Genomic DNA, 23,715 nt, shown 5'->3' with positions numbered 1-23,715 from the left:
TCCCCTTTAGAGCCGTAGACCCTCAGGCCCCATCACCCCATCACGCCTACCCCTCACGAAAGGACCCTCCATGAGACACCTCTTGACCCTCTCACTCCTCCTCGCCCTCTCCCTGGGGAGCGCCCAAGCGGGCTTTCCCGTCACCCTCGAGCACCGCTACGGCGCTACCACCATCGAGCGCCCGCCCGAGCGCGTCGTGACAGTCGGCGCGGTCGAGCAGGACGCGCTGCTGGCTTTGGGGATCGCGCCGGTGGGGGTGACCGAGTGGATCAGCGGCGACCACGACAACGGCATCTGGCCGTGGGCCCGCCCCCGCTTGGACGAGCTCGGCGGCGCGCTGCCCGAGGTCGTCGGCAACACCCAGACCGGGGTCGACCTCGAGCGCGTCCTGGCGCTGCAGCCCGACCTCATCTTGGGGCTCTACTCGGCCATGACCCCCGAGCAGTACGCGCAGCTCTCGCAGATCGCGCCGACGGTCGCGCAACCCGCGGCCTACGTCGACTGGGGGGTGCCGTGGCAGGAGCTCACCCGCACCGTCGGGCGCGCGGTCGGCAAGGCCGAGGAGGCCGAGCGGGTCGTTACAGAGGTCGAGGCGCGCTTTCAAGCGGTGCAGGAGGCGCACCCCGAGTTCGTCGGGGCAACCGCCGTGGTGGCGACCCCCTACCAGGGCATCTACCTCTACGGCCCCGAGGACCTGCGCGGCCGCCTGCTCACCGACCTCGGTTTTAGGCTGCCGGAGGGCCTGGGCGCCATCGCCGAGGGGTCGTTTGGCGGCAACCTCAGCATGGAGCGCATCGACCTGCTGGACGTCGACGTGCTCCTCTGGCTCGACGCGGACCCCGACGCGGAGCCGCTCGCCAACCCCCTCTACCGGAACCTGAGGGTGCACCAGCAGGGGCGCGAGGTGTTTCTAGCGACCTACACCGACCCGCTGGGCGCCGCGACGTCGTTCGTCACCCCCTTGAGCCTGCCGTACCTCTTGGACGGGCTCGTACCCAGGTTGGCGGCCGCCATCGACGGCGACCCCACCACCCAGGTGCCCGCCGGCGAGACGGCGGAGGCGGGCCGGTGACGACGCCCCGCGACGCGACCGACCTCGCCCACCTCCTGCGGGAGCGGCGCACGGTCTCGCAGGGGAGCTTTGCGGACCTCGAGCCCGACCACGCCGCGGTTGTAGAGGCCGTCGAGTCCGCCCGCTGGGCGCCCAACCACCACCTCACCGAGCCGTGGCGCTTTTACCTCTTGGACCGGGAGCGCATCGCGCGTCTGGGCGAGCTGTGGGCCGAGCTGCAGGCGCGCAAGGGGGCCAAACCGGAGCGGGTCGCGCGCAAACGCCAGGAGTGGGGGGGCGCCAAGGGCGTGCTCGTGCTGACGTGCTCGAGCGCCCCAGGCGCGGACGCACTGACGCGCAAGGAGGACTACGCCGCGTGCTGCTGCGCCGCGCAGAACCTCATGCTGCACCTCTGGGCGGCGGGGTTGGGGAGCAAGTGGAGCACGGCCGCCGTGTGGGAGCACGAGGCCTTCTGGCCGCTCCTTGGCCACGCCGCCCCCCCCGAAGCGACCGAGGTCGTCGGCACCTTTTTCTACGGCGTGCCGGAGCGCGTCCCCCAGGGGCGGCGCAGACGGGGGCTGAGCGCGGTGCTGGTCGACTTTCGCCGCACGGGAGGCGCGCCGTGACCCCGGCGACGCTCACCGACACGCGGCGCTGGCCGCTCGCGGTGGTGCGCTACAGCGACGCCTACGGCGACGGTGAGGTGCGGGCGTTTTTGGCGGACATTGCAGCGCTCCTCGGCCGCGAGGAGCCGTTCGCGCTCGCCATCGTCACCCACCCCGCGCAGTTTGCGCGCGCGCTCCCCCCCGAGACGCACCGCGCCTACGCGCTCGGCGTCAAGGGTCCTGGCCGCGTGGCGCTCTCAACGTCGCTGCCACCGCGCCTACGCGCTCGGCGTCAAGGGGCACCGGGAGGCCATGCGGCGGCTCTGCCGCGGCGTCGCCTTCGTCGTCGCCGACCCAGAAAGGCGCGCGGCCTACGCCGCTACGGTCGCGCAGAACGGCCCCAAGGTCTTCGGCGCGCCCATGCGCGCCTTCGCCACCTTGCGCGAGGCGGAGGCGTGGCTTACCGGGAGGCTTTTAGATGGCGACGCGCCGCGTAGGCCAGCACCCAACACCCAGGAGGTCTTATGAACACCCCTCGACGCGCCCTCTGGCGCCTCACCCTGACCCTCGCGCTCCTCTGCCTCCCCTTCGCGCTGGCGCTCGAGGTCGAGGAGGGGGCCGAGGCCCGCCTCGTCCGCCACGACCTCGGCGAGGCGCGGGTCCCGCTGCGGCCCGCGCGCCTCGTCGCGCTCTTTTCCGGCCACGCCGACGCGGCGCTCGCGCTCGGCGCCGAGGTGGTCGGCATCGGCGTCTACTTCGGCGCCAGCAACGCCTACCTGACGCCCTATCTGGCGGACGCCGCGGAGGTCGGCAGCAGCGACGGCGCTAACCTCGAGGCCATCCTCGCCCTTTCGCCCGACCTCATCGTGGCGCCCACCGAACTCGTCGGCGAGAGCTACGCACAGCTTTCGCAGATCGCCCCCACGGTCGCGCTGCCGCTGGCGCCCGCCGGCGAGGACCGGATGCGCACCCAGCTCCTAGCGGTCGCGCAGGTACTCGGGCGCACGGCCGAAGCCGAGAGGGTCTTGGCGGAGCACGACGCGCGCGTCGCCGCGGCCCGCGAGGCGCTCGCCCCCGCCGCCGGCGCGGCCCGCGTCGCGGCGGTGTTTTTAACCCCCAGCGGCCCCATCCTCTACCCGTACGCGCTCGCCCCGCTCCTCTACCGCGACCTGGGGCTCACCCCCGCGCCGCTCGTCGCGGAAAACCGTGACGCTACGGGGCCGCTGCCGTTGTCCACCGAAGTCGTCGCCGACCTCGGCGCCACGCACCTCTTCGTCGCCGTCAACGACCCGGCGCTCGCCGACACTACCCTCGCCTCGCCCCCGTGGACGAACTTAGAGGCGGTCCAGGAGGGGCGGGTAAGCGTCGTCGACCCGTCGGTGTGGACGGCCAACGGCCCCCTGGGGCGGCGGGCGCAGCTCGGCGACATCCTCGCGGCCTTCGGGGTCGAGGTGTCGCGGTGAAGGGGCGCGCTGGGAGCCTCTGGCTTAGGCTCCTGCTGCTCGTCGCGGCGGCGTTAGCCGTCGAGCTCGCCGCCTTCGCCACCACGCAGGGGCTGCAACGCCTCGGCTGAGCACGTGTACACAAGCACGTCACAAGGACTAGGAGGAGGAGATGACCCGCACACCCAAGGTTCTCAAGGTTCTCGCCACCCTGTGGGCGCTGTTCGCGAGCGCTTTCGCGCAGACGCTGCAAGACGCGCGCGGCCAGGAGATCGACCCCAGCACCCTTGACCTCAGCCGCGTCATCACCTTGGGCGGCGACCTCACCGAGATCGTCTTCGCCCTGGGGCAGAGCGACACGCTCGCCGCCGTCGACACCTCGAGCCTCTACCCCCCCGAGGGGGTCGCCGCGCTGCCGAAGGTGGGGTACGTCCGGCAGCTCTCGGCCGAGGGGGTCCTCGCCCTCAACCCCAGCCTCATCCTGGCGGGGGAAGACGCCGGGCCGCCCGAGGTGCTCGCGCAGCTCGGCGAGGCGGGCGTTCAGCTCGTCACGGTGCCCCAAGAGGACAGCGTAACGGGGGCCAAAGCCAAGATCGACTTCGTAGCGGCCCTTTTCGGCGTACCCGAGCGCGCGGAGGCGCTCAAGCGGCAGATCGACCTAGACGTGCTCGAGGCGCGCCTTATTACCGACGCCGCGCGCGCAGACCGCGCGCCCAAGGTGATGTTTATCTACGCGCGCGGCGCGGGCGCGCTCTCTGTCTCGGGGACGGGTACGAGCGCCCACGCGATGATCGCGCTCGCGGGCGGCGCCAACGCGGTCACCGAATACGAGGGGTACAAACCGCTGACAGCGGAGGCGGCCGTCGCCGCTGCACCCGAGGTTTTGCTCTTTCTCGCGCGTGGGTTGGAGAGCGTCGGCGGCGTCGAGGGGGTCGGGACGCTCCCCGGCCTCGCCCAGACGCCCGCCTGGGCGGCGCGCCGCATCGTCGCGCTCGACGACCTCTACCTGCTGGGCTTTACGCCGCGCGTCGGGCAGGCCGTCCGGGAGCTGACGCAGGCGTTCTACCCGGAAGCGCAGCTCGCCGGAGGGGCGCGCTAGAGCGGTGACCGGTTACGCCCCCGCGCGCGAGCACCCCGCCGCGACCACCCGACCTCCGCGCCGCGGCCTCGTCCTCGGCGTGCTCGGCGCCCTGCTCGTGACCGCCGTGCTGCTCAACGTCGGCCTCGGCGCGGTGCGGATCGCGCCCCCGCAGGTCGCGGCGATCTTGCTAGACCGGCTCGGTGTCCCCTTGGACGTCCCCTTCGAGACGCAGCAAGCGGCGGTGCTGCTCGCCATTCGCCTGCCGCGCGTGGCGCTGGGCGCGCTCGTCGGGGCGGCCTTGGCGGTCTCCGGCGCCGCCATGCAGGGGCTTTTCCGCAACCCCCTGGCCGACCCCGGCCTCCTGGGCGTCTCGACCGGCGCGGCCCTCGCGGCAGCGACCGTGATCGTGCTGGGGGGCGCGCTAGGCGTCGGCGGGGCGTGGCTGCTACCCGTCGCGGCCTTTGTGGGCGGCCTCTTGGTGACGCTGCTCGTCTACGCGCTCGCCACCTCGCAGGGGCGCACGGCGGTCGCCACGATGCTCCTCGCGGGGGTCGCGGTCAACGCCGTCGCGGGTTCGGCGACGGGCTTTCTCACCTTTTTGGCCGACGACGCGCAGCTACGCGACCTGACCTTCTGGAGCTTGGGGAGCCTGGGCGGAGTGACCTGGCGCGCGCTCCTTTCCGCCGCGCCCTTTTTGCTGCTTTGCATCCTCCTTATGCCGCAGCTCGCGCGGCCCCTCAACGCCTTTTTGCTGGGCGAAGCCGAAGCGGGGCACCTAGGCGTACGGGTCGAGGTCGTCAAAGCCGCCATCATCGTACTCACCGCCCTAGCGGTGGGGGCGGCGGTGTCGGTCTCGGGCATTATCGGCTTCGTGGGGCTCGTGGTGCCGCACCTGCTGAGGCTCGCTCTGGGGCCGGACCACCGGACGCTGCTACCTGGCTCGGTGCTCCTGGGCGCCGCCCTGCTGCTCTTCGCCGACCTCTTCGCGCGCACCGTCGTCGCCCCTGCGGAGCTGCCCATCGGCATCGTGACCTCGCTCGTAGGCGGCCCCTTCTTTTTGTGGCTCCTGCTGCGGGACAGAAGCGGGCGGGGGGTCTCCGGGTGAGCGTAACGCGCCCCCTGCCTGCACCACCCCGCACCCCCGCATCGTCCGGGTCGGGCCTCGCCGCGCGCGAGGTCTCGGTGCGCGTAGGCGACGCCACGCTCCTACGGGGCGTGAGCGTGGCGGTGCACCCCGGCGAGCTTTTGGCCGTCGTCGGCCCCAACGGGGCGGGTAAGTCGACGCTCCTCAAGGTGCTCTGCGGCGACCTCCCCCCGAGTGCCGGCGAGGTCACGTTAGACGGCGCACCGCTGCGGCGGGTGCCGCGGCTCGAGCAGGCGAAGCGCCGCGCCGTGCTGCCGCAGGAAGCGCTCCTTCGTTTTCCTTTTACCGCCTTCGAGGTCGCCCTCATGGGTCGCCACCCGCACGTACGCGGGAGCGAGGGTCCCGCCGACCACGCCCTCACCCTCGAGGCGATGCGCGAGACCCACACCGCTCACCTCAGCGAGCGCCGCTACCCGAGCCTCTCGGGCGGCGAAAAGGCGCGCGTGCAGCTCGCGCGCGCGCTCGTGCAGATCTGGGAGAACAAGGGGCCGCGCTACCTGCTGCTCGACGAACCCACCAACAACCTAGACCTCGCCCACCAGCACGCTGCGTTGGGGATCGCTCGGCGCTTCGCGGCGCAGGGCGCCGGGGTGCTGGCGGTGCTGCACGACCTCAACCTCGCGGCGCAGTACGCGACCCGCGTGCTCCTCCTGCGGGGCGGGGCGGTCGTCGCCTGGGGCGCGCCCGCAGAGGTGCTCACCGAGGCGACCCTGCACGCCACCTTCGAGACGCCCGTGCGCGTCGTGGCGCACCCCTGTCTGGACTGCCCGCTCATCGTCTCAGCAGCTGGAGCTGACGGAAGCGCGTCCGTAGCCCCCCTACCCAGAGCTGACCGGATCACCCCCGAAGTGTAGCCAAGCGAAAGGAGACGCGATGCTCGACCCCCAACCTCACGCCAAAGGTCCCCCCCGCCCCGACCCCAAACGCCCCTCCTACGCCGAGGCCGCGCGCACGCTGCTCGCCGGGAGCCGCCACGGGGTGCTCGCCACCTCCGACGCGCGCGGCTACCCCTACACCTCCGTGGTCGAACTCCTACCGCTCGAGGGGGGCGACGCGCTCTTTTTGCTCAGCGACCTCGCCGAACACACCAAAAACCTTAAAAGAGACCCCAAAGCCTCCCTGCTCGTCGCCACCGACCTAGAGAGCGAGCGCGTGCTGGCGCAAGCGCGCCTCAGCCTCATCGGGGTGCTCGAGCCTGAACCCGACCCAGCGCTGTTACCGGCCTACCTAGAGCTGCACCCGAGCGCCGCGGCCTATAGCGGCTTCGCCGACTTTCACCGCTACCGCCTGCGCCCGCAGCGCGCCTTCTACATCGGCGGCTTCGGGCGCATGGGGTGGGTCGACGCGGAGGCGTACCGGCGGGCCGAACCCGATCCTTTGCGGCGCGCCGCCCCCGCCATCTTGGCGCACATGAATGGGGATCACGCGCACAACCTCGTGGCCTACGCCCGCGCCTTGGTGGGCGTCTCCTGGGCTGCTAGGGCCACCATGCTCGGCCTCGACCGCTACGGCTTTGACCTCGAGGTGCGAGGGGGCGCGGACGAGGAGGAGCGCGTCAAGACCGTCCGCTTGGCGTTCGAGCGGCCCGTCAACGACCCCCGAGGGGTGCGCGACGAGATGGTGCGTCTCGCGGCCGCCGCGCGCGCCGCGCTCGGCGCCTAACGCCATGTGCGGCCCCCTCGCCCTCCTCGCCAAAGTCGGCGACACCCGCTTTCTCGCCCTCTGCACCTGCGGCGCGCTGCACCTGGTCTGGGACAACGCCACCATCCGGCTCCACCAAGGGGACCTCAGCGGTGTCGTGCGCGCGCTCCAGGCGCCCCCCAAAGGCAGTCCGGGAGACCTACAGGTGAGCACCGCAGCGGGCGCGGTGCACGTCTGGCTCCTCTCGGTGGGGTTGCGCTTGTCGCCGCCCGACTTCGAAGCCTTTCGCGAGATGCTGGCGCGGTCTCAGGAGCGCCTTCACAGCCGCACGGCAGCCCCACCGCTAAGCGCCGCGCAGCCGGGTTGTCGCCAGCTGAACTAGCGGGAACGGGAGGAAGCACGACGCGATGAGAGACCCCAAACGTACCCTCGCCCTAGGGCTCCTGCTTGTCCTCAGCGTTGTCCACAACGCGGCCCTGGCTCAGGCGTGTAGCGGCCGGCTCGTCACGCACGCCATGGGTAACACCTGCGTGCCGGAGACCGTGACGCGCGTTGTCGCGCTCGAGACCGGCGAACTGGACAGCGCCGTGATGCTCGGGCTAGCGCCCGTCGGTGCGGGGTCGTGGCTCGGCGCCGATGACCCTTGGCCGGACTACTTAGCGGACGCGCTTGGGGGCACGACCTACCTCGGTCTGGGGGATCGGCCCAACTTGGAGGCCATCGCCGCCCTTGCACCCGACCTCATCTTGGGCAGCAAGCTGCGGCACGAGGCGCTCTACGCGCAGCTGTCACAAGTCGCCCCGACGGTCTTCACCGAAACCGTCGGCGCCCCCTGGAAGGAGAACTTGCGGCTGCACGGCGAAGCGCTCGGCCGCGCGGCCGAAGCGCAGGCGCTCTTGGAGGCTTACGAAGCGCGCGCGGCGGCCTTTCGGGAGCGGCTCGGCGACAGAGCACCCACGATCTCTGTCGTGCGCTTTTTACCCCGCGAAATCCGCGTCTATCAAAGAGCGTCCTTTAGCGGTAGCGTGTTGGCGGACGCCGGACTGCCGCGGCCGCCGTCGGGTGACGTCGACGGCTTTGCGGCGAGCATCACCGAGGAGGGCGTGCCCGAGATCGGCGGCGACGTCCTCTTTGTCAGCGTGTACGGTCCCAAAGCGGAGACCGCTTACCCGCGCGTTACCAGCGGGCCGCTCTGGGCGGGCCTCGAGGCGGTGCGACGGGGGCGCGTCTACGAGGTCGCCGAAGACATCTGGATGCTGGGCGTCGGCGTCGGCGCGGCGGAACGCATCCTAGATGACCTCGAGATCTACCTAGAGCACTACACCCGCGCGAGCGGGGCGCCAAGGGGTGAGTAACCTTCCATGAACCGCAGCCTCGAGCCCGCCTCCCCCGACGTTCGCTCCCGCCCGCTCGCCGCGACCCTCTTGATGCTGGGCTGCCTCGCGGCGCTCGCTGCCGGGCTCGTCTGGTCCGTGTCGGTGGGCGCCGCGACCATCGACCTCAAAACCGTCTGGGCGGCCGTCTTTACGCCCAACCCGGAGCTCACCGCGCACCAGATCATCCAAGAGGTGCGCTTGCCGCGCGTCCTTAGCGGCGCGATGGTCGGTGCGTCGTTCGCCGTGGCCGGGGCCATCATGCAGGGGATGACCCGCAACCCGCTCGCCGACCCCTCGATCCTAGGGCTCAACGCCGGCGCCAGCTTGTTTCTGGTACTCACCTTCGTGCTGCGGCCGGGAACGGGCTACACGGAGCTCATCCTCATCTCGTTTTGCGGGGCAGGGTTTGGAGCCGCGCTCGTGTACGGCGTCGGCTCGCTCGCCAGAGGTGGCCTCACCCCGGTCAAGCTGGCGCTCGCCGGAGCGGCGGTCGCAGCGCTTTTAGCCTCGCTCACCTCGGGGCTCATCATCACCTTTAACCTGGCGCAAGACGTCCTCTTTTACACCGCTGGAGGGCTGCAGGGGACGCGCTGGGAGCAGGTGCGGCTGATGCTGCCCTGGTTTGGCGCCGCGATGGTCGGCGGCCTCGCGCTCTCCCGCAGCGTCACCCTGCTCAGCCTCGGTGAGGACGTAGCCAAAGGGCTCGGGCTCCGAACGGGGCTCGTCAGGGCGCTCTGCACCGTGGTGGTGTTGCTCCTCGCGGGCGCGTCGGTCGCAGTCGCCGGAGGCGTCGGTTTCGTGGGACTCGTCGTGCCGCACGTCGCGCGCGCGCTCGTCGGGCTCGACTACCGCCTCATCCTCCCCTCGTCGGCGCTCTTGGGGGCGCTTCTGCTGGTTCTAGCCGACCTAGGCGCCCGCATGGTCAACCCCCCTTTCGAGACCCCCGTCGGGCTCCTGACCGCGCTCGTCGGCGTCCCCTTCTTTCTCTACCTCGCGCGGCGCGACAAGCGGGGGATGTGATGGGCGACCCCGTGCGCGAGGTTCGTCACCCGCACCACCCCGAGCCCCGCGACCGCAGCGCGCGCGGTCGGTTGTGGGGGTACGGGCGCGGCTCGCGTGGACCTAGTAGACCGGCGCTCACGCTCCTCGTATTGGGGGGGCTCGTCGTCGCAGCGTGCCTGTTGAGCCTCAACCTGGGCTTTATCCGCATCGGTCCGCTGGAGGTTCTCCAGACCTTTTTGGGCCAGGGCACCGACCAGCAGGAGCTCGTGCTGTACCAGTTCAGGCTGCCTCGGATCGTCCTCGCCCTGCTCGTCGGGGTGTCCTTGGCGCTCTCGGGGAGCATCTTACAAGGGGTGGCGCAAAACGGGCTCGCCGACCCCGGCATCCTAGGGATCAACGCGGGCGCAGGGGTGGCGGTCGTCGCCCTTCTCTACTTCACGGCAGCGGGCACCGCACCGGCCTTTGCGCTGCCCGCTGCCGCTTTCGTGGGAGCGGCGGGGGCGGCAGTGCTCATCTACGCTTTTGCCTACAAAGGTGGCACCGTCACCCCAGGTCGTTTGCTTTTGGTCGGTATCGCCGTCAACGCCGGCCTGGGAGCCGCCATGCTGGTCCTGTCGCTGCGCCTCGACCAGCAGCTCTACAGCTACGCGGTGGCGTGGTTGGAGGGCACCATCGCCGGCACCTCGTGGCGCTACGTCGTGGCCCTCCTGCCCTGGACGGCCCTCCTCGCGCCGCTCGCGTTCGCCAAGGCCCGCACCCTCAACGTGCTCAACTTGGGGGAAAACGTCGCTACCGGCCTAGGCGCCGGCGTGGAGCGGCAGCGGCTCCTCCTCGTCGGCATCGCCGTCGCGCTCGCCGGGTCGGCTGTGGCCGTATCGGGGGGGATCGGCTTCGTCGGCCTCGTGGCACCGCACCTAGCGCGGCGGCTCGTGGGCCCCAATCACCGCGTGATGCTACCCGCTGCGGCGCTCTCGGGGGCCCTGCTCTTGGTCATCGCCGACACCTTGGCGCGCAACCTCTTTGCACCCGTCGAGCTCCCCGTAGGGATCGTCGTTGCAGCCATCGGCGCACCGTACTTTCTCTTCTTGCTCGCGCGCACCGGGCCCTAGCGCAAGATGAGCGTCGCGGGGCAACCCCCTCGCTAGCGCACGGTTGACGCCCCCTCGCCAAAGCGTGTGTAAAATAGAGGGCGTACCAGTGGCACCCTTGACGTCGCTATGTGCGCTCTCTCGTCGACCACATCTATATAAACGCCCACGTTGGCACACGTTAACACATGCATTTTGCACACCACCTGTTATGTCGTTTCTGTTATGTCGTTTGCAACGCCTTTAGCAGTACCTTTAGGTGTCACAACACCTGGCGAGCACGCTCGGTGGACGAAGCGCTGTGAGCGCGCACGACCCAAGGATGCTCCTGGTCACCGGTATAGCGCCGCGGGCGGTGCTAGCGGCCCCACGGGAACGCTCGAGGAGGCGTCTAGCTGCATGGCCCTCGCTCCGAGCGCCTCACGGGTGCGGGTTTAAGCGTATGGGCCGCTCGCGATAAGGAGACCTCGTGAAGAGCTTAAGGCTCATCTGGGACAACGTATATTTGCGCGCCCTCATCATCGTCGCCGGCGTCGCGCTCGCCCTTTACGTGCTCAACTTGACGCGGCTCGCGTGGCGCAGCTTTTTGATCGCGCTGCTCGTGGCCTACCTGGTCAACCCGCTTCTGGTGCGGCTCGAACGCCGCCGCGTGCCGCGCGCCGTAGGCGTCTCGCTCATCATGACGGCGCTCGTGCTCTTTGTCATCGTCGCGTTGTTGCTCCTTAGCAGCATTCTCGTCGACTTAGCGCAGCTGCCAGCCGCCCTGGGCCGTTCGCTCACCCAACTCCCCAGCTGGCTGCAGTCCGAAGACCCGCCCGAATGGCTACAAAACCTCAACCTTTTAGCCGACAACCAGCAGGAGCTGCTCGTGTTCTGGAGCGACCTGCGGCAAAACGTCCTGAACTGGCTCGAACTGAACGCGCGCACCCTCGTGCGCCAGATTATCCAGGGAACCCAGGGGCTCGTCACGGGGTTTTTCAACCTCTTTATCCTGTTCGTCTTTATCGCCTTTACCATGGCCGGGTTTCCCACCATCCGGCAGAGCCTCTACGAACTTTTCCCCGAACGTAGGCAACCCCTTGCGCGCGACCTCGGGATGAAGCTCGACGCGGCCGTAGGGGGCTACCTGCGCGCCAAGGTGCTCGAGGCCGGTATCATGTTCGTCGTCTCGGCGACCGTCTTGTCGCTCCTCGGCGTCCCGAACCCTTTGGCGCTCGGGTTGATCAACGCCATGCTCAACCCCGTGCCCTATATCGGGCCTATCATCGCCACCATGATCGAGGCCCTCGTGGCGCTTACGGTCTCCTGGCAGCTCGCCTTGATCACCGCGCTGGTGATGTTCGCCATTGAACAGATCGACGGCAACATCCTCGGGCCGATGCTGCTCTCCAAAGGCGTCGACGTTCACCCCGTCGCCATCTTGTCGGCCGTCACCGCTGGTGGGGCGCTCTTCGGGTTCTGGGGCGTGATTACAGCCATTCCGGTCACAGCCTTTTTACAGCTGCTCTACCGCGACTACTACAAGACCAGCGCGTGGTACCGGCGGCGCACCTCCTCGCTCGAGCCCTCGGTCGAACCTACCCCGAGCCCCGTCGCCGCGTTTACGCAGGAGCGGGCTGCGGTCTCGAGCTATGATGAGTAATCGGCCACACCCCTCGAGCGCACTGCCAACTACCAGTCAACCCGACCGTCACACGGCTATCACGGTAGAGGGTTAGGCTGTAGCAATGAAGTTTCTGCTCGGCTGCTTGCTCGCCACCTTTCTGACAAGCTGCACCTTGCCTGCTGTGGGAGCCCAAGCTGTCACGCTCGAACCGCTTCCCCTCGAGCCCGTCCCCACCTTTTCGCTGCGCGGCGACCCAAACTTTTCCCCCGAACATCTACCACGCGAGATGCGGCTCTGGCACAGCCGCTTCTGGAACGGTATCGAGTACGTCAATACGACGGATAGGTTCTACAACCCCGAGACGCTCGCCTCGAGCGGCGACCTCTTCCAGCTCGGTAGGCACTTCAATGTCTACGTGACGAGCCTTCTGACGGTACTGCGGGTCACCGGCGACCTCGCCATCCTCGACGAAGTCGACCGCCTTATGCAGCTGGCCGCCGGCGAGCTGCGCGACTACAACGCCGACGGCTTTCGCAACTGGCGTTATTTGACACTTACGGGCGCTGATAGCGCCGCCTTCATCGGCGATGATTACCACGAAATGGACGAGATTCTCACGCACTCGATGGTCGCCGCCGTAGCCTACGCGTTTAAGGCCAACGCCGACTTCGACGCGCGTTACGCCGAGCGCGCGGCGTTTTGGACGGATTACCTCCAGAACGACTTCGAGGCCAAGTGGCGCAGGCGCAACGACGTACCGCGCGGCTTTCCCTTTTTGAGCCGTGACCTCATGCACCCCTACGTGCAGTGGATCCGCTTTCACTATTACATGTACGGCCTAACGGGTGACGCGTCATATTACGCCGAAGCCGAGCGGATGGCGCGGCAAGTGCCCCTTCAGGTGCGCGAAGTCGCCACCCCTGGCGGCCCCGCTTACGTCTGGAACCAGCGGTTTTTGCCCGAAGCTAGAGGGGATGTCCTTAGCTGTCAACCGTTCGTCTACCTTCAGCTGACCTTTCAGGCGTTTCAAGACCTCGCCATGGAGGGCTTTAGCGTCTTCGACGACGCCTTTATGCAGCGCGTCGCGACCTCGATGACGGAGCTCGTGGTGCGTGACGGATACCGATCGTTTGCAGGCGACATCTGCGGCGGCCAATACCAAGCGGGGTTGCGGCCAACCCGCAGCCGCAGCACTAGGGGCGTCGCCTTTCACTTCGTCAACTTCCCTTACGCTACGATCGGCAAGTGGGACCCCACGGGGCGCCTCGAGACCCTCGTGCGCCGCGCCTACGACGAGTTAGAGCTCACCTCCGAAAACAACTACGCTGCAGGCCAGATGAACCTCTCTGCTGCGATGCTCTTCCTCCTCGCCGAGGGGGAAGAGCAGCAAGCGAGCGGCTCAGCGCCGGACGCCCCCTAGCCTGGGCTGTACTCGCGTGTTCGGCCGCTAACGTGGCGCGCGCCGTTCTACACTGCCTTAAACCCCTCGAACGGCTCCCGGCAGCGGTTGCAGTAGAGGAGCGCTTTACACAGCGTGGGCCCAAAGGTGTTCTTGACTTCGGTGTCGAGCGACCCGCAGCGGGGGCAGGGCGTCGGCGCGGGTTGCAGCGAGAGCAGCTCAGCGCTCGGCTGCGGCGGCGCGATCCCGAACGCTTGCAGCTTCGCCCGCGCGCTCTCGGCGATCCAGTCGCTGCTCCAGGGGGGCGACAGCTTCGTTGCAAGGACGACCTCGGTGAAAAAGGGCTCGAGCACCCCTCTTATCTCGTCTTGCATCACCCGCAGCGCTGGACACGCCGAAAAGGTCGGGGTGAGGGTGACGCGAACGCGCCCCCCTTCGACCATCACCTCCCGGACCACGCCCAACTCGACGACCGAGACCACCGGCAACTCCGGGTCCATCACCGTTTCAAGGAGCGCCCACACCTCTTCCGGCGTCTTCTGCGTCTGCGCGGCAGCCTGCGTCATCCTACCTCCTACCAGATCGCCGTGTCGGGCTCGAGCCGCGCTACCGCCTGCAGCTCCTCAAGGAGCGCCTCGAGGTGTTCGGTGTGACGCGTGCGCCCGTAGGGGGTGCGCTGAAACCCCGGCACGCGCAACCCCGACGCCTTGAGATGCGGCTCGACGAGGGCCAACCAGGGCGTTTTCAGCACCGACACGTCGGGCGCGAAACCCGCCGCGACGAGCTGCGCGTCCCCCGCTAGGGGCGTAAAGAGCGCCTCCGTGTGCGGCCACAACACCCCCAGGGCCTCCTGCATGCGCCGGTGCGACTCCTCGGTACCGAGCCCCAAGCGCTCGACCCAAGCGCGCGCGTGCTGCAGGTGAAAGCGCTCCTCGCGGCGCATCTTGGCGCTCGCCTCGGCGATGGGCGCGTAGGCGCTCCCCTCCAGGCGCTCTAAAAGCACCCACTCGTAGGCGTCGAAGAGAAACTGGCGCAGCATGGTGAGCGCCCAGTCGCCCTTGGGCAGCTCCACGAGCGGGACGTTGCGGTACGCGGACGCGTCCCGGAAGTACACCACGCGGTCGGGGTCGCTGCCGTCCAAGGCCGCGCGCAGCTCGTACCACAGCGTGGCGTGGCCGAGCTCGTCCTGCGCGAGGTTAGCGAGCGCGATGTCCTCTTCTAGGATGGGCGCGTGGCCCGTCCACTCGGCGTTGCGATGCGCGAGGACGAGTTCGTCGTCAGCTAGCGCGGTGAGCTTGGCGATGAGGGCTGTTTTGAGCGCGTCGTCCATCACACCCCCCCGGGCCGCGCCTTCGCCCTGGGGGCGGCGCTGACCGTCCCATAGGCGGACTGCTGCTTGTAGGTCTTTGTGCGAGCTGGGTCGAACCAGCTCGGCGCGTCTTCGTCGCGGGTGCGGACGATGGCGTCTTCCGGGACGATCATCCAGGCGAGCGGGGTAGCGACCGCAAAGGTCTCCTGTGCCCGCGCCAGAGCCTCCCAAGGGGAACGCGCGCGCACCTCCCCCTGGTGGTCGGCAAACGCGAGCGACTGCTTGTGCGACGTTTTGCAGAAGACCTGGAAGCGCTGCGCGTCTTTCGCCGCACTCGCCTCCTCTCGCCGCCCCCCCTGCAGCTCCTCTTGCGTCACCGTCAGGACCCTGTCCGCGGGTGCGACCCAGAGGCTCACAGCGCTCGGGCGCCGCACGAAGACGTTGCGAGCGACCAAAAGGGCGTGTTCGGGGTCGGTGGCGTGCACCGTACCGATCGCCTGGTGGGGGCGCTTGGGGGCGTCTTGTTTAAAGACCTCCCAGCGGGGCCACTGCGTCTCCATCGTCTCAGGCGGCCTGCGCGCGCCCGCGTTCGCTATAGGCCTGCAGCGCCTCGCGCACCCAGCGGCCCTCGTCGTGCGCCCTATTCTTGGCTTCAAGCCGCGCCTTGTTGCAGATACCGTCGCCTCTAACGACCCGCCAAAACTCGTCCCAATCGATCGGTCCGTGGTGCCAGGTGCCGTCGGGGTTCTGCCGAAGTTCGGGGTCGGGGATCACCAGCCCCGCCTCCTGCAGCTCGGGAGCGTGCTCGGCGATGAACTCCTGACGCACCTCGTCGTTGGTTTTGGTCTTGATGCCCCACTTGACCAGCTGCGGGGTGTTGGGCGAGTCGCTGTCGTGCGGCCCGAGCATCATCAAGCTGGGCCACCACCAGCGGTCGAGGGCGTCTTGCGCCATCTGGCGCTGTTTAGGGGTGCCCTGCGCGTAGCGGATCACCATCTCTTTGCCCTGCTTGTGGTGGAACGTTTCCTCGGTGCAGATGCGGACCATCGCCCTCGAGTAGGGCCCATACGAGCAGCGCGCCAGCATGGTCTGGTTTTTGATGGCGGCGCCGTCGACCAACCAACCGATCATGCCGACGTCCGCCCAGGTGAGGGTAGGGTAGTTAAAGACCGAAGAGTACTTGGCTCTGCCCGTCAGCAGCGCTTCGGTCATCTCCTCGCGGGTAGCGCCGAGCGTTTCGGCGGCGTGGTAGAGGTATTGGCCGTGCCCCGCCTCGTCTTGCACCTTGGCGATCAAGATGAGTTTGCGGCGCAAGCTGGGCGCCCGGCCGATCCACTCGCCCTCGGGGAGCATCCCGACGACTTCGCTGTGCGCGTGTTGGCTGATCATGCGAATGAGCTGTTTGCGGTACGCCTCGGGCATCCAGTCACCGGGTTCGATGCGTTCACCCGCGGCGATGCGCGCCTCGAAGGCGGCGAGTTTGGCCTCGTAGGCCGGGTCGGTCTCCACTCCTGCTATGGTCACGGACATCCTCCTAGAGCGTTTAAGACGAGGCTCGTGTAGCGCTCCGTCAGCGCCTCCAGAGCCAGCTCGCCCCCCTCACGAAACCACTGATAGGTCCAGTTGAGCGCGGAGAGGATAAAGAGCGCCGCTAGCTTCGGATCCTCGGTAGCGAAGTCGCCGCTCGCGACCCCCGCCTCGACGGCGCGCCGAAAAAAGCCCTCGTAGCGGTCACGGCACTCGGTGACCTGCGCGCGACGCTCGGGCGAAAGGAACTTCCACTCGTGGAAAAAGACCGTGGCGCGCGGCAGCTCCTGCACGATCACCTGCAGATGCCCCGCGATAAGGGCGCGCAGGCGCTCGCGGGGCGCCAGGGCGCGCGCCTCGACCGCTTCGGCGTGCGCTAAAAAAGCGTCGGCGGCGCGGTTGACGATCTCCCACAGCACCTCCTCTTTGGAATCGATGTGCGCGTATAGCGAGCTGCCGCGCAGCTCGAGCGAGGCGGCGATGTCGCGCATCGAGGTCGCGTGGTAGCCGCGCTCGCGGAAGAGATGACCGGCGGTGGTAAGGATTTCGCTACGGCGGTCCATTGGGTCCAGTATACCGAACAAGCGTTCGTTAGGCAAGGGTGGTGGGTGCAGCCGCTACTCTCACAGAGAATCACAGAAGGCAACATAATCTTGCACCACACCCGGCACCGTGCTAAGCTGAGGGCGCTTTTACAGAGAAGGAGGCGGGCGTTGTCGCTGGCGTGGGAGCGGAGCAGGGCGTGTCGCTACGGCTTTGGTGCTGACGTGTACGGGTCGCCGCAGCGCGTCGCAGATGGTTACGGGTCATGGATCTACTGCGCTTAGAAGGGATCCGCAAGAGCTTCGGGGGCGTTCGGGCGCTTAAGGGCGTCTCGTTCACCCTCCGCGCCGGGGAGGTGCACGCGCTCGTCGGCGAAAACGGCGCGGGCAAGTCGACCCTGATCAAGGTGCTCTCGGGCGTCTATCGCCCCGACGAGGGCGAGATCGTCCTAGACGGCGAGCGCGTTCTTTTCAGCTCGCCACGGCACGCCCAGGCGGCCGGCATCGCCACCATTCACCAGGAGACGAGCCTATTTCCCGACCTCTCCGTCCTCGAGAACCTCTTTATGGGGCGGCAGCCGACGCGGGGGGGCCGCATCCGCTGGGGCGTGATGCGCGCCGAAGCGGAGGCGCTTTTGAGGCGCCTCAACCTGCAGCTACCCCTTAACGCACGCCTAGGGGATCTCGGCAAGGCCAGGGCGCAGCTCGTCGAGATCGCCAAGGCCCTCTTGCAGCGAGCGCGCCTTCTCATCCTGGACGAACCCACGGCAGCCCTGACCCAGCGCGACGTGCGGAGCCTGTTTGTCACCCTGCGCGAACTGCAAACGCAAGGGGTCAGCATGATCTACATCTCGCACCGCTTGGAGGAGATCTTCGAGATCGCCCAGCAGGTCACGGTGCTGCGCGACGGCGAGGCGGTCGGTTGGGGCCGGGTCGCGCAGATCGACCAAGACTGGCTGATCGCCAAGATGGTCGGGCGCGTCCACAAGGCGCTCTACCCGCGCACGCTGCGCCCTCCCGGGCGGGTGCTGCTAGACGTCCAGGGTCTCAGCCAACCGGGTGCTTTCAAGGACGTGTCGTTTCGGGTGCACGAGGGCGAGATCGTGGCGCTTGCGGGGCTCGTCGGCTCGGGGCGGAGCGAGGTCGCGCGCGCGCTTTTCGGTATCGACCCCTATGCGAGCGGGACGGCCACGCTCCTCGGGGAGCCGCTGCCGCGCAACCCGCGGCGGGCGGTGCGCCAAGGCCTGGCGATGGTCCCCGAGGACCGCGGCAAGGAGGGGCTCATCGGCGCTTTAAGCGTGCAGCAGAACCTCTCGCTCGCGACCTTGCGGCTCGGCACACGCCTCGACTTCGCGCGGGAGGCGTCGCGCGCGCGCGAGGCGATCGCCGAGCTCGGCATCCGCCCCGCCAACGGCGAGATGGCGGCGCGCAACCTCTCGGGGGGCAACCAGCAAAAGGTCGTCATCGGCAAGTGGCTGGCGACCCAGCCCAAACTCCTCATCCTAGACGAACCCACGCAAGGGGTCGACGTCGGCGCGAAGGCCGAGATTCACCGCCTGATGGACGCGCTCGTGGCGCAGGGACTCGGCGTGCTGATGATCTCGAGCGAACTCCTGGAGGTACTCGGCATGGCCGACCGCATTCTGGTGATGCGCGGCGGTCGAATCGTCGCGGAGCTGCCGCGCGGCGCCTCGCAAGAGGATGTGATGCGCGCGGCGACCGGCGCCCGAGCAGGCGCCGCCGTGGAGGCGGTAGCGTGAGGTCGCGGGAGCTGTCGGTCGCGGTCTTTCTGGCCTTTCTGGCGCTTTTGCTGGCGCTCTTTGCCCCCGGGTTTTACAACACCAGCAACGCGCTCAACCTGCTCGTCAACATGTCCTACCTGATGATCGCCGCCGTCGGGATGACCGCCGTTATCCTCACGGGCCAGATCGACATCTCGGTCGGGGCGATTCTAGCCGCTTGCGCGACCGTGGCAGGCTACAGCGCCAAAGCGGGCGTCCCCATCCCGGCCGTTTTTCTCCTGGCCGTCGCTACCGGCGCGGCGCTCGGGGCCGTCAACGGCGCGCTGGTGGCGTACGTGCGGGTGCACTCGATCGTGGTGACGCTCGCCACGCTCGCGGTGGTTCGCGGCGCCATCATCCTCATCACCGGTGGCAGCTGGATCTACGACCTCCCCGCGAACTTCCGCGCGCTCGGCACCGGCACCCTGCTGGGCGTGCCCATCCCCGTGTGGCTGATGGCGGGCGTGACGCTTCTGGGCTGGTATCTGCTGTCGCACACGCGCTGGGGCCGGAGCGTCTACGCGCTCGGCTCGAGCCCCGAAGCGGCGCGGCTCGCCGGTATCCCCGTGCGCTGGACGCAGCTGAGCGTCTTTGTCTTTCAGGGGGCGCTCGTCGGGGTCGCCACGATGGCCTTCGCCACGCGCTTTACCACCATTCAATCGAACACCGGGAGCGGCTTCGAGTTTCTGGTCATCACCGCAGTCGTCGTGGGCGGGACGAACATCTTCGGGGGTTCGGGGACGCTTTTAGGCACCTTTTTAGGCGCCCTGCTCGTCTCGGCGACCGGCACCACGCTGACGTTTTTGCGCATCTCCGCCTTTTGGGAAGGGGCGCTGCAGGGGCTTTTCATCCTCGTGTCGGTGACGCTCGACGCCATCCGGAGCCGCCGCACCCCCCTCAGCCGCACCCACGTCGAGGAGCCCCTAGATGTCCCGACCTGACGCCCCCCCGCTCCCCAGGGAAGGCCGGGGCCACGTCCCGCTCTGGCGGCGCCTGCCGTCCGAACTCCTCTTGCTCGCGCTCTTGGCAGTAGCCGTGATCATCATGAGCCGCCTTTCGCCCGCCTTCTTGACCGTGCGCAACTTCGCCGAGGTGTTCCGCTTCAGCACCGAGATCGGCCTGATTAGCCTCGGTATGACCCTCGTCATCCTAACGGCTGGGATCGACCTCTCGGTGGGCTCCATCCTGGGGCTCTGCGCGATCTTGCTGGGGTTCACCTTTTCGCTCGGGCTCAACGTCTGGCTGGCGTTCGCGCTGGCTCTCCTCGCGGGGGCGCTCTTGGGGCTTCTCAACGGCCTCATCATCACGCGCGTCGGCATCCCACCGCTGATCGTCACCTTGGCAACGCTCGCCATCTACCGCGGCCTCGCGCTGGGCATCAGCCAAGCGCGCTCGTTCGGCGCCTTTCCCGAAGGGTTTCTCGCTTTGGGCCGCGCCTACTTGGGCCCTGTGCCGCTACAAGCGCTCGTCCTTTTCGGGGTCGCCGCCGGTGTTTGGTTTCTCCTCGCGCGCACCACTTTCGGGCGCATGGTCTACGCGATCGGCAACAACGTCACCGCCGCGCGCTTTAGCGGGGTGCCCGTCGGGCGCGTGCTGTTAGGGGTGTACACCCTCTCGGGGCTCCTCGCGGGGCTCGCGGGCGGGGTTTTCGTCGCGCGCATCTCCTCGGCGCGCGCCGACGCGGGCATCGGTTACGAGCTCGACGCGATCACCGCCGTGATCTTGGGCGGCACCGCCATCACCGGCGGGACGGGCGGCGTCGGCGGTACTGTCCTCGGGCTTTTGCTCGTCGCGGTCGTGCGTAACGGCCTGACGCTCGCCTTTGTCCCCACCGAAATCCAGAACATCGTGGTCGGAGCGATCCTGCTCTTCGCGGTGCTGGTCAGCCAGCTCGCGCGTTGGGGCGCGAGCCGCGCCTAAGGAGGTTGGCTTTAGAAGGCAAGTCACAAGGTTTTCTCCCCTACCCGGCCCTTCACCCCACCTACGCCCTCAAGGAGGCTCTATGAAACGTTTTCTCGCTGCTCTGCTCACCGTTGGTGGCGTCGCGCTGGCGCAAGAAGAGATCACCATCGCCATGATCCCCAAACTCGTCGGCATCGACTACTTTAACGCCACCCAGCAGGGCGCTCAGGAGGCGGCACAAGAGCTCGGTGTGCGGCTCATCTATCAGGGGCCGACCGAGGCGCGCGCCGACCGTCAGGTCGAGCTGATCGAGAACTTTATCACCGCCCAAGTCGACGTCATCTCGGTCGCCGCGAACGATCCCGAGGCGCTCGCCCCGGCGCTGCAACGGGCGATGGACGCGGGCATCACCGTCATTACCTGGGACGCCGACGCGAACGCGCGCGACATCTTCGTCAACCAGGCGACCGCGCAGGGCATCGGCGAGGCGCTTTTGGAATCCATGGTCGACCAGATCGGCCCGGACGGCCAAGCAGCGATCATCACGAGCGACCTCACGGCGCCCAACCAGAACGCCTGGATCGCCGCCATGGAGGCGAAAATCGCCTCGGACTATCCGGAGTTTCGGATCATTGATACGCGCGCCCCCGGCGAAGACCAGCAGCGCGCCTTTCAGGCGACACAAGACGTCCTTAACGCCAACCCGGAGGTCGAGGGGATCTTCGCCCTCTCGTCGGTGGCCTTCCCCGGCGCCGCCGACGCGGTCGCGCAAGCGGGCCGCTCGGGCGAGGTCGCCGTGGTAGGGCTCTCGACCCCGACGCAGATGCGGCCCTTCGTCGAAAACGGCACGGTGCGCGACGTCATCCTCTGGAACCCCATCGATCTGGGCTACTTATCGGTCTACGCCGCCGTCGCCGCCGCTACCGGCGAGGTCGCTGCGGGCGACACGATCGACGCCGGCCGCCTCGGCAGCTACACCGTTACAGAGGACGACATTAGCCTGCAGATCCTGCTCGGCGACCCCTTCATCTTCGACGCGAGCAACATCGCCGACTTCAACTTCTAACGCTGGCGCAGCTCAGTCTTAAGAGACGAAGATCTTGACGGGCGGCTCACAGGCCGCCCGCTCAAACGCTCCTGGCAGCTCCGGCGCCGCGACGCGCCACCCGAAAAGCGCCGCCAGAGGCGCTCTCGTCTTCCGCCAATAGGTCCAGAACGCCCCCGCGTGGCCGGTGTAGCCTTTAACGTCTGAGGAGGCGACGACGCTGAGTTCGTGCTCGAGAACGTGAGGTTCCAAAACCAACGGCTCCACGTTGCCGTCTGAGAGCACGCAGCATCGACCTTCACAACGCACGGCCTCGGCCAAGCCCTGCGTGCCTTTGTAGAAACGAGAAAAGAGGGGGAAAAGCGTGAGAAGCGAGGTATGAGAGCAACCTCTCTCTGCTCGTTCCTTTTCGCTCACCTCTCTCGATTCTCCCGCTCCCGGCGGCGCATCATCGTTAGCATGCGACTCACCTCGTCTAGCAGCGCCGCCGTGTGGTGGCCGTAGGGCGCTACAATCGCCTACCCACAAGCGCGCGGTCGACACCTTCGCCGACCTGCGTGACGCGGGCGAGGCTCTCGTAGCCTGTCATCAAGGGGTACGTAGGCGCAGCGCGCTGCCGCGCTCGCCCCATAAAGAGCGGCAGCGCGGTACCCACGCTCACCGCCTCGGCAAGGACGCCGAGCTCGCCCAGTTTGGGGGGCGAGCGACGCCCTTACGCCGCTTTCACCCACAGGATGCGCCCGCAGCTCGGGCAGCGCGTGACGCCGCGCGCGCTCCGCGCCTTTTGCACCACGTGGATGGGGAGGCGCACGTTGCAGCCACCGCAGCGCTGCGCGTCGACGACCTCCACCAGCCCGACCCCGCGTTTGGCGCGGCGCACCCCTTCGTACTGCCTCAGCAAGGGCGCGTCGACCGACGCCGCGAGCGCCTCGCGCTCTTCGGTCAGCGCGGTGATCTTCGCTTCAAGGGCGCTCACCCGTGCCTCCTCGGCCCGCGTGCTCGCCTCCAGCTCGGGCTCGAGGGCGTCGAGCTCGCCCTGCAGCCGCGCGACCTCGGCGTCGAGCGCCTCTAGGCGTTCAATCAGAGGCAGCGTGTCCTCCTCGAGCTCCTGCAAGCGGGTCGCGAACTGCAGCTCCTGGTTCTGGTACTGCGACGCCTCCTTGGGCGAGCTGGCCTCGAGCGCGGCGCGCGAGGCGCCCTTGCGGCGCTCGTCGAGGGAGCGGATCTCGAGCTCGCTCTGGCTCACCTCGCGCCGGAGCGCCCCAGCTTTCTCCTGCGTCCGCGCGAGCTCACCCTGTAACCGCTCTTTGCGTTCGCGCAGCGCGAGCAGCTCCTCTGGCGTCCGCTCACGCTCCTCGCGCAGCGCGTCGAGGTCCAAATCGCGGAGCTGAACCTGGTTAAGCTTGTCGAGCATGCACCCTCCTGCACCCCAGCCCGCGACGCGTGCAGCACCCGCTAGCGCAAGCGGCTAGGGGGCCCAAACGCGAAAACGCCGCCGAGCCAAGCGGCTGGGCGGCGTCACGTGCGGGGGGGAAACGTTCACTGCCTCACTCTAGCACACCTCGCCGCGGCCCCGACACCGCTCGGGGCACCCGCGAGCTTCCGTTCGAGGCGCTCGAGCCGCCCACACGCGCCGCACGTCACCTCGCCGCTGGCGTGCAGGGGCGCGGTAGACTGGCGCCATGTTCGAGGAGTCCGTCGAGAGCTTTCTCGCCCAGTGGCGCCCCTACGCTGCGTCTGTGCAGCTCTTCGCCCACACGGAAGGGAGCCCCCTGCTCGAGTGCAGCGCTGCGGGGGTGATCTTCGGGGTGTTCGAGCGCACCGGCCCCTATAGCGCCCGCCCCGGCGCCGCGCAGCTCATCTTGCACCCCGTCACCGAGCGGGTCGAGAAGACCGAGCTCCGCGAGCGCTGCCTCAAGGTCACGGGCCTCAGCCGGCTCCACGTTCGCGGGCTCGTCCTCTTGCGCCGCGCCCGGATGGTCGTCGTGGACGCCGGGGTACCGCTCGTCACCGGCAGCTTCGCCGAACTGCCCGATGACGTCGCCGCCGGCGACTGGCTCCGCTTCGACACCCTGCCGCCGGTTCACGGCTTCGTGGTGCCGCAGAGCGCCCGCGGCCCGTCGGGCACCGACAGCGAGATCTAGGCGCCGCGTGTAGCTCCGCGTAGGTCGACG

26 protein-coding genes are annotated in these 23,715 nt (G+C 68.5%); 19 read left to right on the top strand and 7 right to left on the bottom strand.

Annotation, left to right across the window (positions count from 1 at the left end):
* Positions 1 to 70: 70 nt before the first annotated feature.
* The 14 genes from TRAD_RS05780 to TRAD_RS05715 all read left to right on the top strand — a co-directional run bounded on the left by TRAD_RS05780 (position 71) and on the right by TRAD_RS05715 (position 13,456).
* Positions 71 to 1,072 (top strand): iron-siderophore ABC transporter substrate-binding protein, encoded by a 1,002-nt coding sequence (locus tag TRAD_RS05780; RefSeq protein ID WP_013177659.1) that lies wholly within the window; start codon positions 71 to 73, stop codon positions 1,070 to 1,072.
* Entirely contained in the window at positions 1,069 to 1,677 is a 609-nt protein-coding gene (locus TRAD_RS05775) for a nitroreductase family protein (protein ID WP_013177658.1), read from the top strand. Before TRAD_RS05780 ends, TRAD_RS05775 begins: the two co-directional genes overlap by 4 nt.
* 291 nt (positions 1,678 to 1,968) lie before the next feature.
* Positions 1,969 to 2,184: a hypothetical protein gene (locus TRAD_RS05770; RefSeq protein ID WP_013177657.1), complete on the top strand. Its 216-nt coding sequence runs from the start codon at positions 1,969 to 1,971 to the stop codon at positions 2,182 to 2,184.
* Positions 2,181 to 3,119, top strand: coding sequence for an ABC transporter substrate-binding protein (locus TRAD_RS05765; RefSeq protein WP_013177656.1), 939 nt, complete (start codon positions 2,181 to 2,183; stop codon positions 3,117 to 3,119). The genes TRAD_RS05770 and TRAD_RS05765 overlap by 4 nt, the downstream gene beginning before the upstream one ends.
* A gap of 151 nt (positions 3,120 to 3,270) precedes the next feature.
* Complete coding sequence (locus tag TRAD_RS05760) at positions 3,271 to 4,197, top strand: heme/hemin ABC transporter substrate-binding protein (RefSeq protein ID WP_013177654.1); 927 nt, start codon at positions 3,271 to 3,273, stop codon at positions 4,195 to 4,197.
* Between the two features lie 4 nt (positions 4,198 to 4,201).
* A complete protein-coding gene (locus TRAD_RS05755; RefSeq protein WP_013177653.1) occupies positions 4,202 to 5,284 on the top strand; it encodes a FecCD family ABC transporter permease in 1,083 nt (360 codons plus the stop codon).
* Positions 5,239 to 6,177, top strand: a complete 939-nt coding sequence (locus tag TRAD_RS05750) for a heme ABC transporter ATP-binding protein (RefSeq protein ID WP_425358645.1) — start codon at positions 5,239 to 5,241, stop codon at positions 6,175 to 6,177. The genes TRAD_RS05755 and TRAD_RS05750 overlap by 46 nt, the downstream gene beginning before the upstream one ends.
* 19 nt (positions 6,178 to 6,196) lie before the next feature.
* Entirely contained in the window at positions 6,197 to 6,985 is a 789-nt protein-coding gene (locus TRAD_RS05745; protein WP_013177651.1) for a HugZ family pyridoxamine 5'-phosphate oxidase, read from the top strand.
* 4 nt (positions 6,986 to 6,989) lie between these two features.
* On the top strand, positions 6,990 to 7,346 hold the full coding sequence (locus TRAD_RS05740) for a hypothetical protein (RefSeq protein WP_013177650.1): 357 nt from the start codon (positions 6,990 to 6,992) through the stop codon (positions 7,344 to 7,346).
* A 25-nt stretch (positions 7,347 to 7,371) separates the two neighbouring features.
* On the top strand, positions 7,372 to 8,319 hold the full coding sequence (locus TRAD_RS05735) for an ABC transporter substrate-binding protein (RefSeq protein ID WP_013177649.1): 948 nt from the start codon (positions 7,372 to 7,374) through the stop codon (positions 8,317 to 8,319).
* A 6-nt stretch (positions 8,320 to 8,325) separates the two neighbouring features.
* A complete protein-coding gene (locus tag TRAD_RS05730; RefSeq protein ID WP_013177648.1) occupies positions 8,326 to 9,360 on the top strand; it encodes a FecCD family ABC transporter permease in 1,035 nt (344 codons plus the stop codon).
* Entirely contained in the window at positions 9,360 to 10,451 is a 1,092-nt protein-coding gene (locus TRAD_RS05725) for a FecCD family ABC transporter permease (protein ID WP_013177647.1), read from the top strand. Before TRAD_RS05730 ends, TRAD_RS05725 begins: the two co-directional genes overlap by 1 nt.
* A gap of 448 nt (positions 10,452 to 10,899) precedes the next feature.
* A complete protein-coding gene (locus TRAD_RS05720) occupies positions 10,900 to 12,072 on the top strand; it encodes an AI-2E family transporter (protein WP_013177646.1) in 1,173 nt (390 codons plus the stop codon).
* Between the two features lie 85 nt (positions 12,073 to 12,157).
* The gene (locus TRAD_RS05715) at positions 12,158 to 13,456 is read left to right on the top strand and encodes a hypothetical protein (protein ID WP_013177645.1); all 1,299 of its coding nucleotides are present in this window, start codon (positions 12,158 to 12,160) and stop codon (positions 13,454 to 13,456) included.
* 47 nt (positions 13,457 to 13,503) lie between these two features.
* Here the strand turns inward: TRAD_RS05715 and paaD are convergent, their stop codons facing one another.
* From paaD to TRAD_RS05690, 5 genes are read right to left on the bottom strand one after another with little or no spacing between them, the layout of a single operon-like run.
* On the bottom strand, positions 13,504 to 14,001 hold the full coding sequence (gene paaD / locus TRAD_RS05710; RefSeq protein ID WP_013177644.1) for a 1,2-phenylacetyl-CoA epoxidase subunit PaaD: 498 nt from the start codon (positions 13,999 to 14,001) through the stop codon (positions 13,504 to 13,506).
* Between the two features lie 8 nt (positions 14,002 to 14,009).
* A complete protein-coding gene (paaC, locus tag TRAD_RS05705; protein ID WP_013177643.1) occupies positions 14,010 to 14,765 on the bottom strand; it encodes a 1,2-phenylacetyl-CoA epoxidase subunit PaaC in 756 nt (251 codons plus the stop codon).
* The gene (locus TRAD_RS05700; protein ID WP_013177642.1) at positions 14,765 to 15,304 is read right to left on the bottom strand and encodes a phenylacetic acid degradation protein; all 540 of its coding nucleotides are present in this window, start codon (positions 15,302 to 15,304) and stop codon (positions 14,765 to 14,767) included. Before TRAD_RS05700 ends, paaC begins: the two co-directional genes overlap by 1 nt.
* 4 nt (positions 15,305 to 15,308) lie before the next feature.
* Positions 15,309 to 16,274: a 1,2-phenylacetyl-CoA epoxidase subunit PaaA gene (gene paaA / locus TRAD_RS05695; RefSeq protein WP_041947164.1), complete on the bottom strand. Its 966-nt coding sequence runs from the start codon at positions 16,272 to 16,274 to the stop codon at positions 15,309 to 15,311.
* A complete protein-coding gene (locus TRAD_RS05690; protein ID WP_013177640.1) occupies positions 16,265 to 16,834 on the bottom strand; it encodes a TetR/AcrR family transcriptional regulator in 570 nt (189 codons plus the stop codon). Before TRAD_RS05690 ends, paaA begins: the two co-directional genes overlap by 10 nt.
* A gap of 245 nt (positions 16,835 to 17,079) precedes the next feature.
* On the opposite strand from TRAD_RS05690, the gene TRAD_RS05685 reads away from it, so the two are divergent.
* From TRAD_RS05685 to TRAD_RS05670, 4 genes are all read left to right on the top strand, one after another.
* Positions 17,080 to 18,573 (top strand): sugar ABC transporter ATP-binding protein, encoded by a 1,494-nt coding sequence (locus tag TRAD_RS05685; protein ID WP_013177639.1) that lies wholly within the window; start codon positions 17,080 to 17,082, stop codon positions 18,571 to 18,573.
* Entirely contained in the window at positions 18,570 to 19,535 is a 966-nt protein-coding gene (locus TRAD_RS05680; protein ID WP_013177638.1) for an ABC transporter permease, read from the top strand. The genes TRAD_RS05685 and TRAD_RS05680 overlap by 4 nt, the downstream gene beginning before the upstream one ends.
* Complete coding sequence (locus TRAD_RS05675; protein ID WP_013177637.1) at positions 19,522 to 20,514, top strand: ABC transporter permease; 993 nt, start codon at positions 19,522 to 19,524, stop codon at positions 20,512 to 20,514. Before TRAD_RS05680 ends, TRAD_RS05675 begins: the two co-directional genes overlap by 14 nt.
* 82 nt (positions 20,515 to 20,596) lie before the next feature.
* Positions 20,597 to 21,562 (top strand): autoinducer 2 ABC transporter substrate-binding protein, encoded by a 966-nt coding sequence (locus tag TRAD_RS05670; RefSeq protein WP_013177636.1) that lies wholly within the window; start codon positions 20,597 to 20,599, stop codon positions 21,560 to 21,562.
* 18 nt (positions 21,563 to 21,580) lie between these two features.
* Here the strand turns inward: TRAD_RS05670 and TRAD_RS05665 are convergent, their stop codons facing one another.
* Together TRAD_RS05665 and TRAD_RS05660 are read right to left on the bottom strand one after the other, a co-directional pair.
* Complete coding sequence (locus tag TRAD_RS05665; RefSeq protein ID WP_148221193.1) at positions 21,581 to 21,793, bottom strand: hypothetical protein; 213 nt, start codon at positions 21,791 to 21,793, stop codon at positions 21,581 to 21,583.
* 460 nt (positions 21,794 to 22,253) lie between these two features.
* Positions 22,254 to 22,955 (bottom strand): zinc ribbon domain-containing protein, encoded by a 702-nt coding sequence (locus tag TRAD_RS05660; protein ID WP_013177635.1) that lies wholly within the window; start codon positions 22,953 to 22,955, stop codon positions 22,254 to 22,256.
* 268 nt (positions 22,956 to 23,223) lie between these two features.
* Here TRAD_RS05660 and TRAD_RS05655 point away from each other — a divergent pair, with 268 nt between their 5' ends.
* Entirely contained in the window at positions 23,224 to 23,685 is a 462-nt protein-coding gene (locus tag TRAD_RS05655) for a hypothetical protein (protein ID WP_013177634.1), read from the top strand.
* Positions 23,686 to 23,715: the final 30 nt, after the last annotated feature.

The sequence above is a fragment of the Truepera radiovictrix DSM 17093 genome, assembly GCF_000092425.1.
In the GTDB taxonomy this organism is placed as follows: Bacteria; Deinococcota; Deinococci; order Deinococcales; family Trueperaceae; genus Truepera; species Truepera radiovictrix.
Note: the sequence above shows the minus strand (reverse complement) of the source record. Positions and strands in the feature narration are given on the sequence as shown.

Excerpts from the sequence above, each read along its gene's own strand:
- TRAD_RS05780 (WP_013177659.1), top strand. The coding sequence starts at position 71 with ATGAGACACCTCTTGACCCTCTCACTCCTCCTCGCCCTCTCCCTGGGG.
- TRAD_RS05770 (WP_013177657.1), top strand. The coding sequence starts at position 1,969 with ATGCGGCGGCTCTGCCGCGGCGTCGCCTTCGTCGTCGCCGACCCAGAA.
- TRAD_RS05765 (WP_013177656.1), top strand. The coding sequence starts at position 2,181 with ATGAACACCCCTCGACGCGCCCTCTGGCGCCTCACCCTGACCCTCGCG.
- TRAD_RS05760 (WP_013177654.1), top strand. The coding sequence starts at position 3,271 with ATGACCCGCACACCCAAGGTTCTCAAGGTTCTCGCCACCCTGTGGGCG.
- TRAD_RS05745 (WP_013177651.1), top strand. The coding sequence starts at position 6,197 with ATGCTCGACCCCCAACCTCACGCCAAAGGTCCCCCCCGCCCCGACCCC.
- TRAD_RS05740 (WP_013177650.1), top strand. The coding sequence starts at position 6,990 with ATGTGCGGCCCCCTCGCCCTCCTCGCCAAAGTCGGCGACACCCGCTTT.
- TRAD_RS05735 (WP_013177649.1), top strand. The coding sequence starts at position 7,372 with ATGAGAGACCCCAAACGTACCCTCGCCCTAGGGCTCCTGCTTGTCCTC.
- TRAD_RS05730 (WP_013177648.1), top strand. The coding sequence starts at position 8,326 with ATGAACCGCAGCCTCGAGCCCGCCTCCCCCGACGTTCGCTCCCGCCCG.
- TRAD_RS05725 (WP_013177647.1), top strand. The coding sequence starts at position 9,360 with ATGGGCGACCCCGTGCGCGAGGTTCGTCACCCGCACCACCCCGAGCCC.
- TRAD_RS05715 (WP_013177645.1), top strand. The coding sequence starts at position 12,158 with ATGAAGTTTCTGCTCGGCTGCTTGCTCGCCACCTTTCTGACAAGCTGC.
- paaD (WP_013177644.1), bottom strand. The coding sequence starts at position 14,001 with ATGACGCAGGCTGCCGCGCAGACGCAGAAGACGCCGGAAGAGGTGTGG.
- paaC (WP_013177643.1), bottom strand. The coding sequence starts at position 14,765 with ATGGACGACGCGCTCAAAACAGCCCTCATCGCCAAGCTCACCGCGCTA.
- TRAD_RS05700 (WP_013177642.1), bottom strand. The coding sequence starts at position 15,304 with ATGGAGACGCAGTGGCCCCGCTGGGAGGTCTTTAAACAAGACGCCCCC.
- paaA (WP_041947164.1), bottom strand. The coding sequence starts at position 16,274 with ATGTCCGTGACCATAGCAGGAGTGGAGACCGACCCGGCCTACGAGGCC.
- TRAD_RS05690 (WP_013177640.1), bottom strand. The coding sequence starts at position 16,834 with ATGGACCGCCGTAGCGAAATCCTTACCACCGCCGGTCATCTCTTCCGC.
- TRAD_RS05685 (WP_013177639.1), top strand. The coding sequence starts at position 17,080 with ATGGATCTACTGCGCTTAGAAGGGATCCGCAAGAGCTTCGGGGGCGTT.
- TRAD_RS05675 (WP_013177637.1), top strand. The coding sequence starts at position 19,522 with ATGTCCCGACCTGACGCCCCCCCGCTCCCCAGGGAAGGCCGGGGCCAC.
- TRAD_RS05670 (WP_013177636.1), top strand. The coding sequence starts at position 20,597 with ATGAAACGTTTTCTCGCTGCTCTGCTCACCGTTGGTGGCGTCGCGCTG.
- TRAD_RS05660 (WP_013177635.1), bottom strand. The coding sequence starts at position 22,955 with ATGCTCGACAAGCTTAACCAGGTTCAGCTCCGCGATTTGGACCTCGAC.
- TRAD_RS05655 (WP_013177634.1), top strand. The coding sequence starts at position 23,224 with ATGTTCGAGGAGTCCGTCGAGAGCTTTCTCGCCCAGTGGCGCCCCTAC.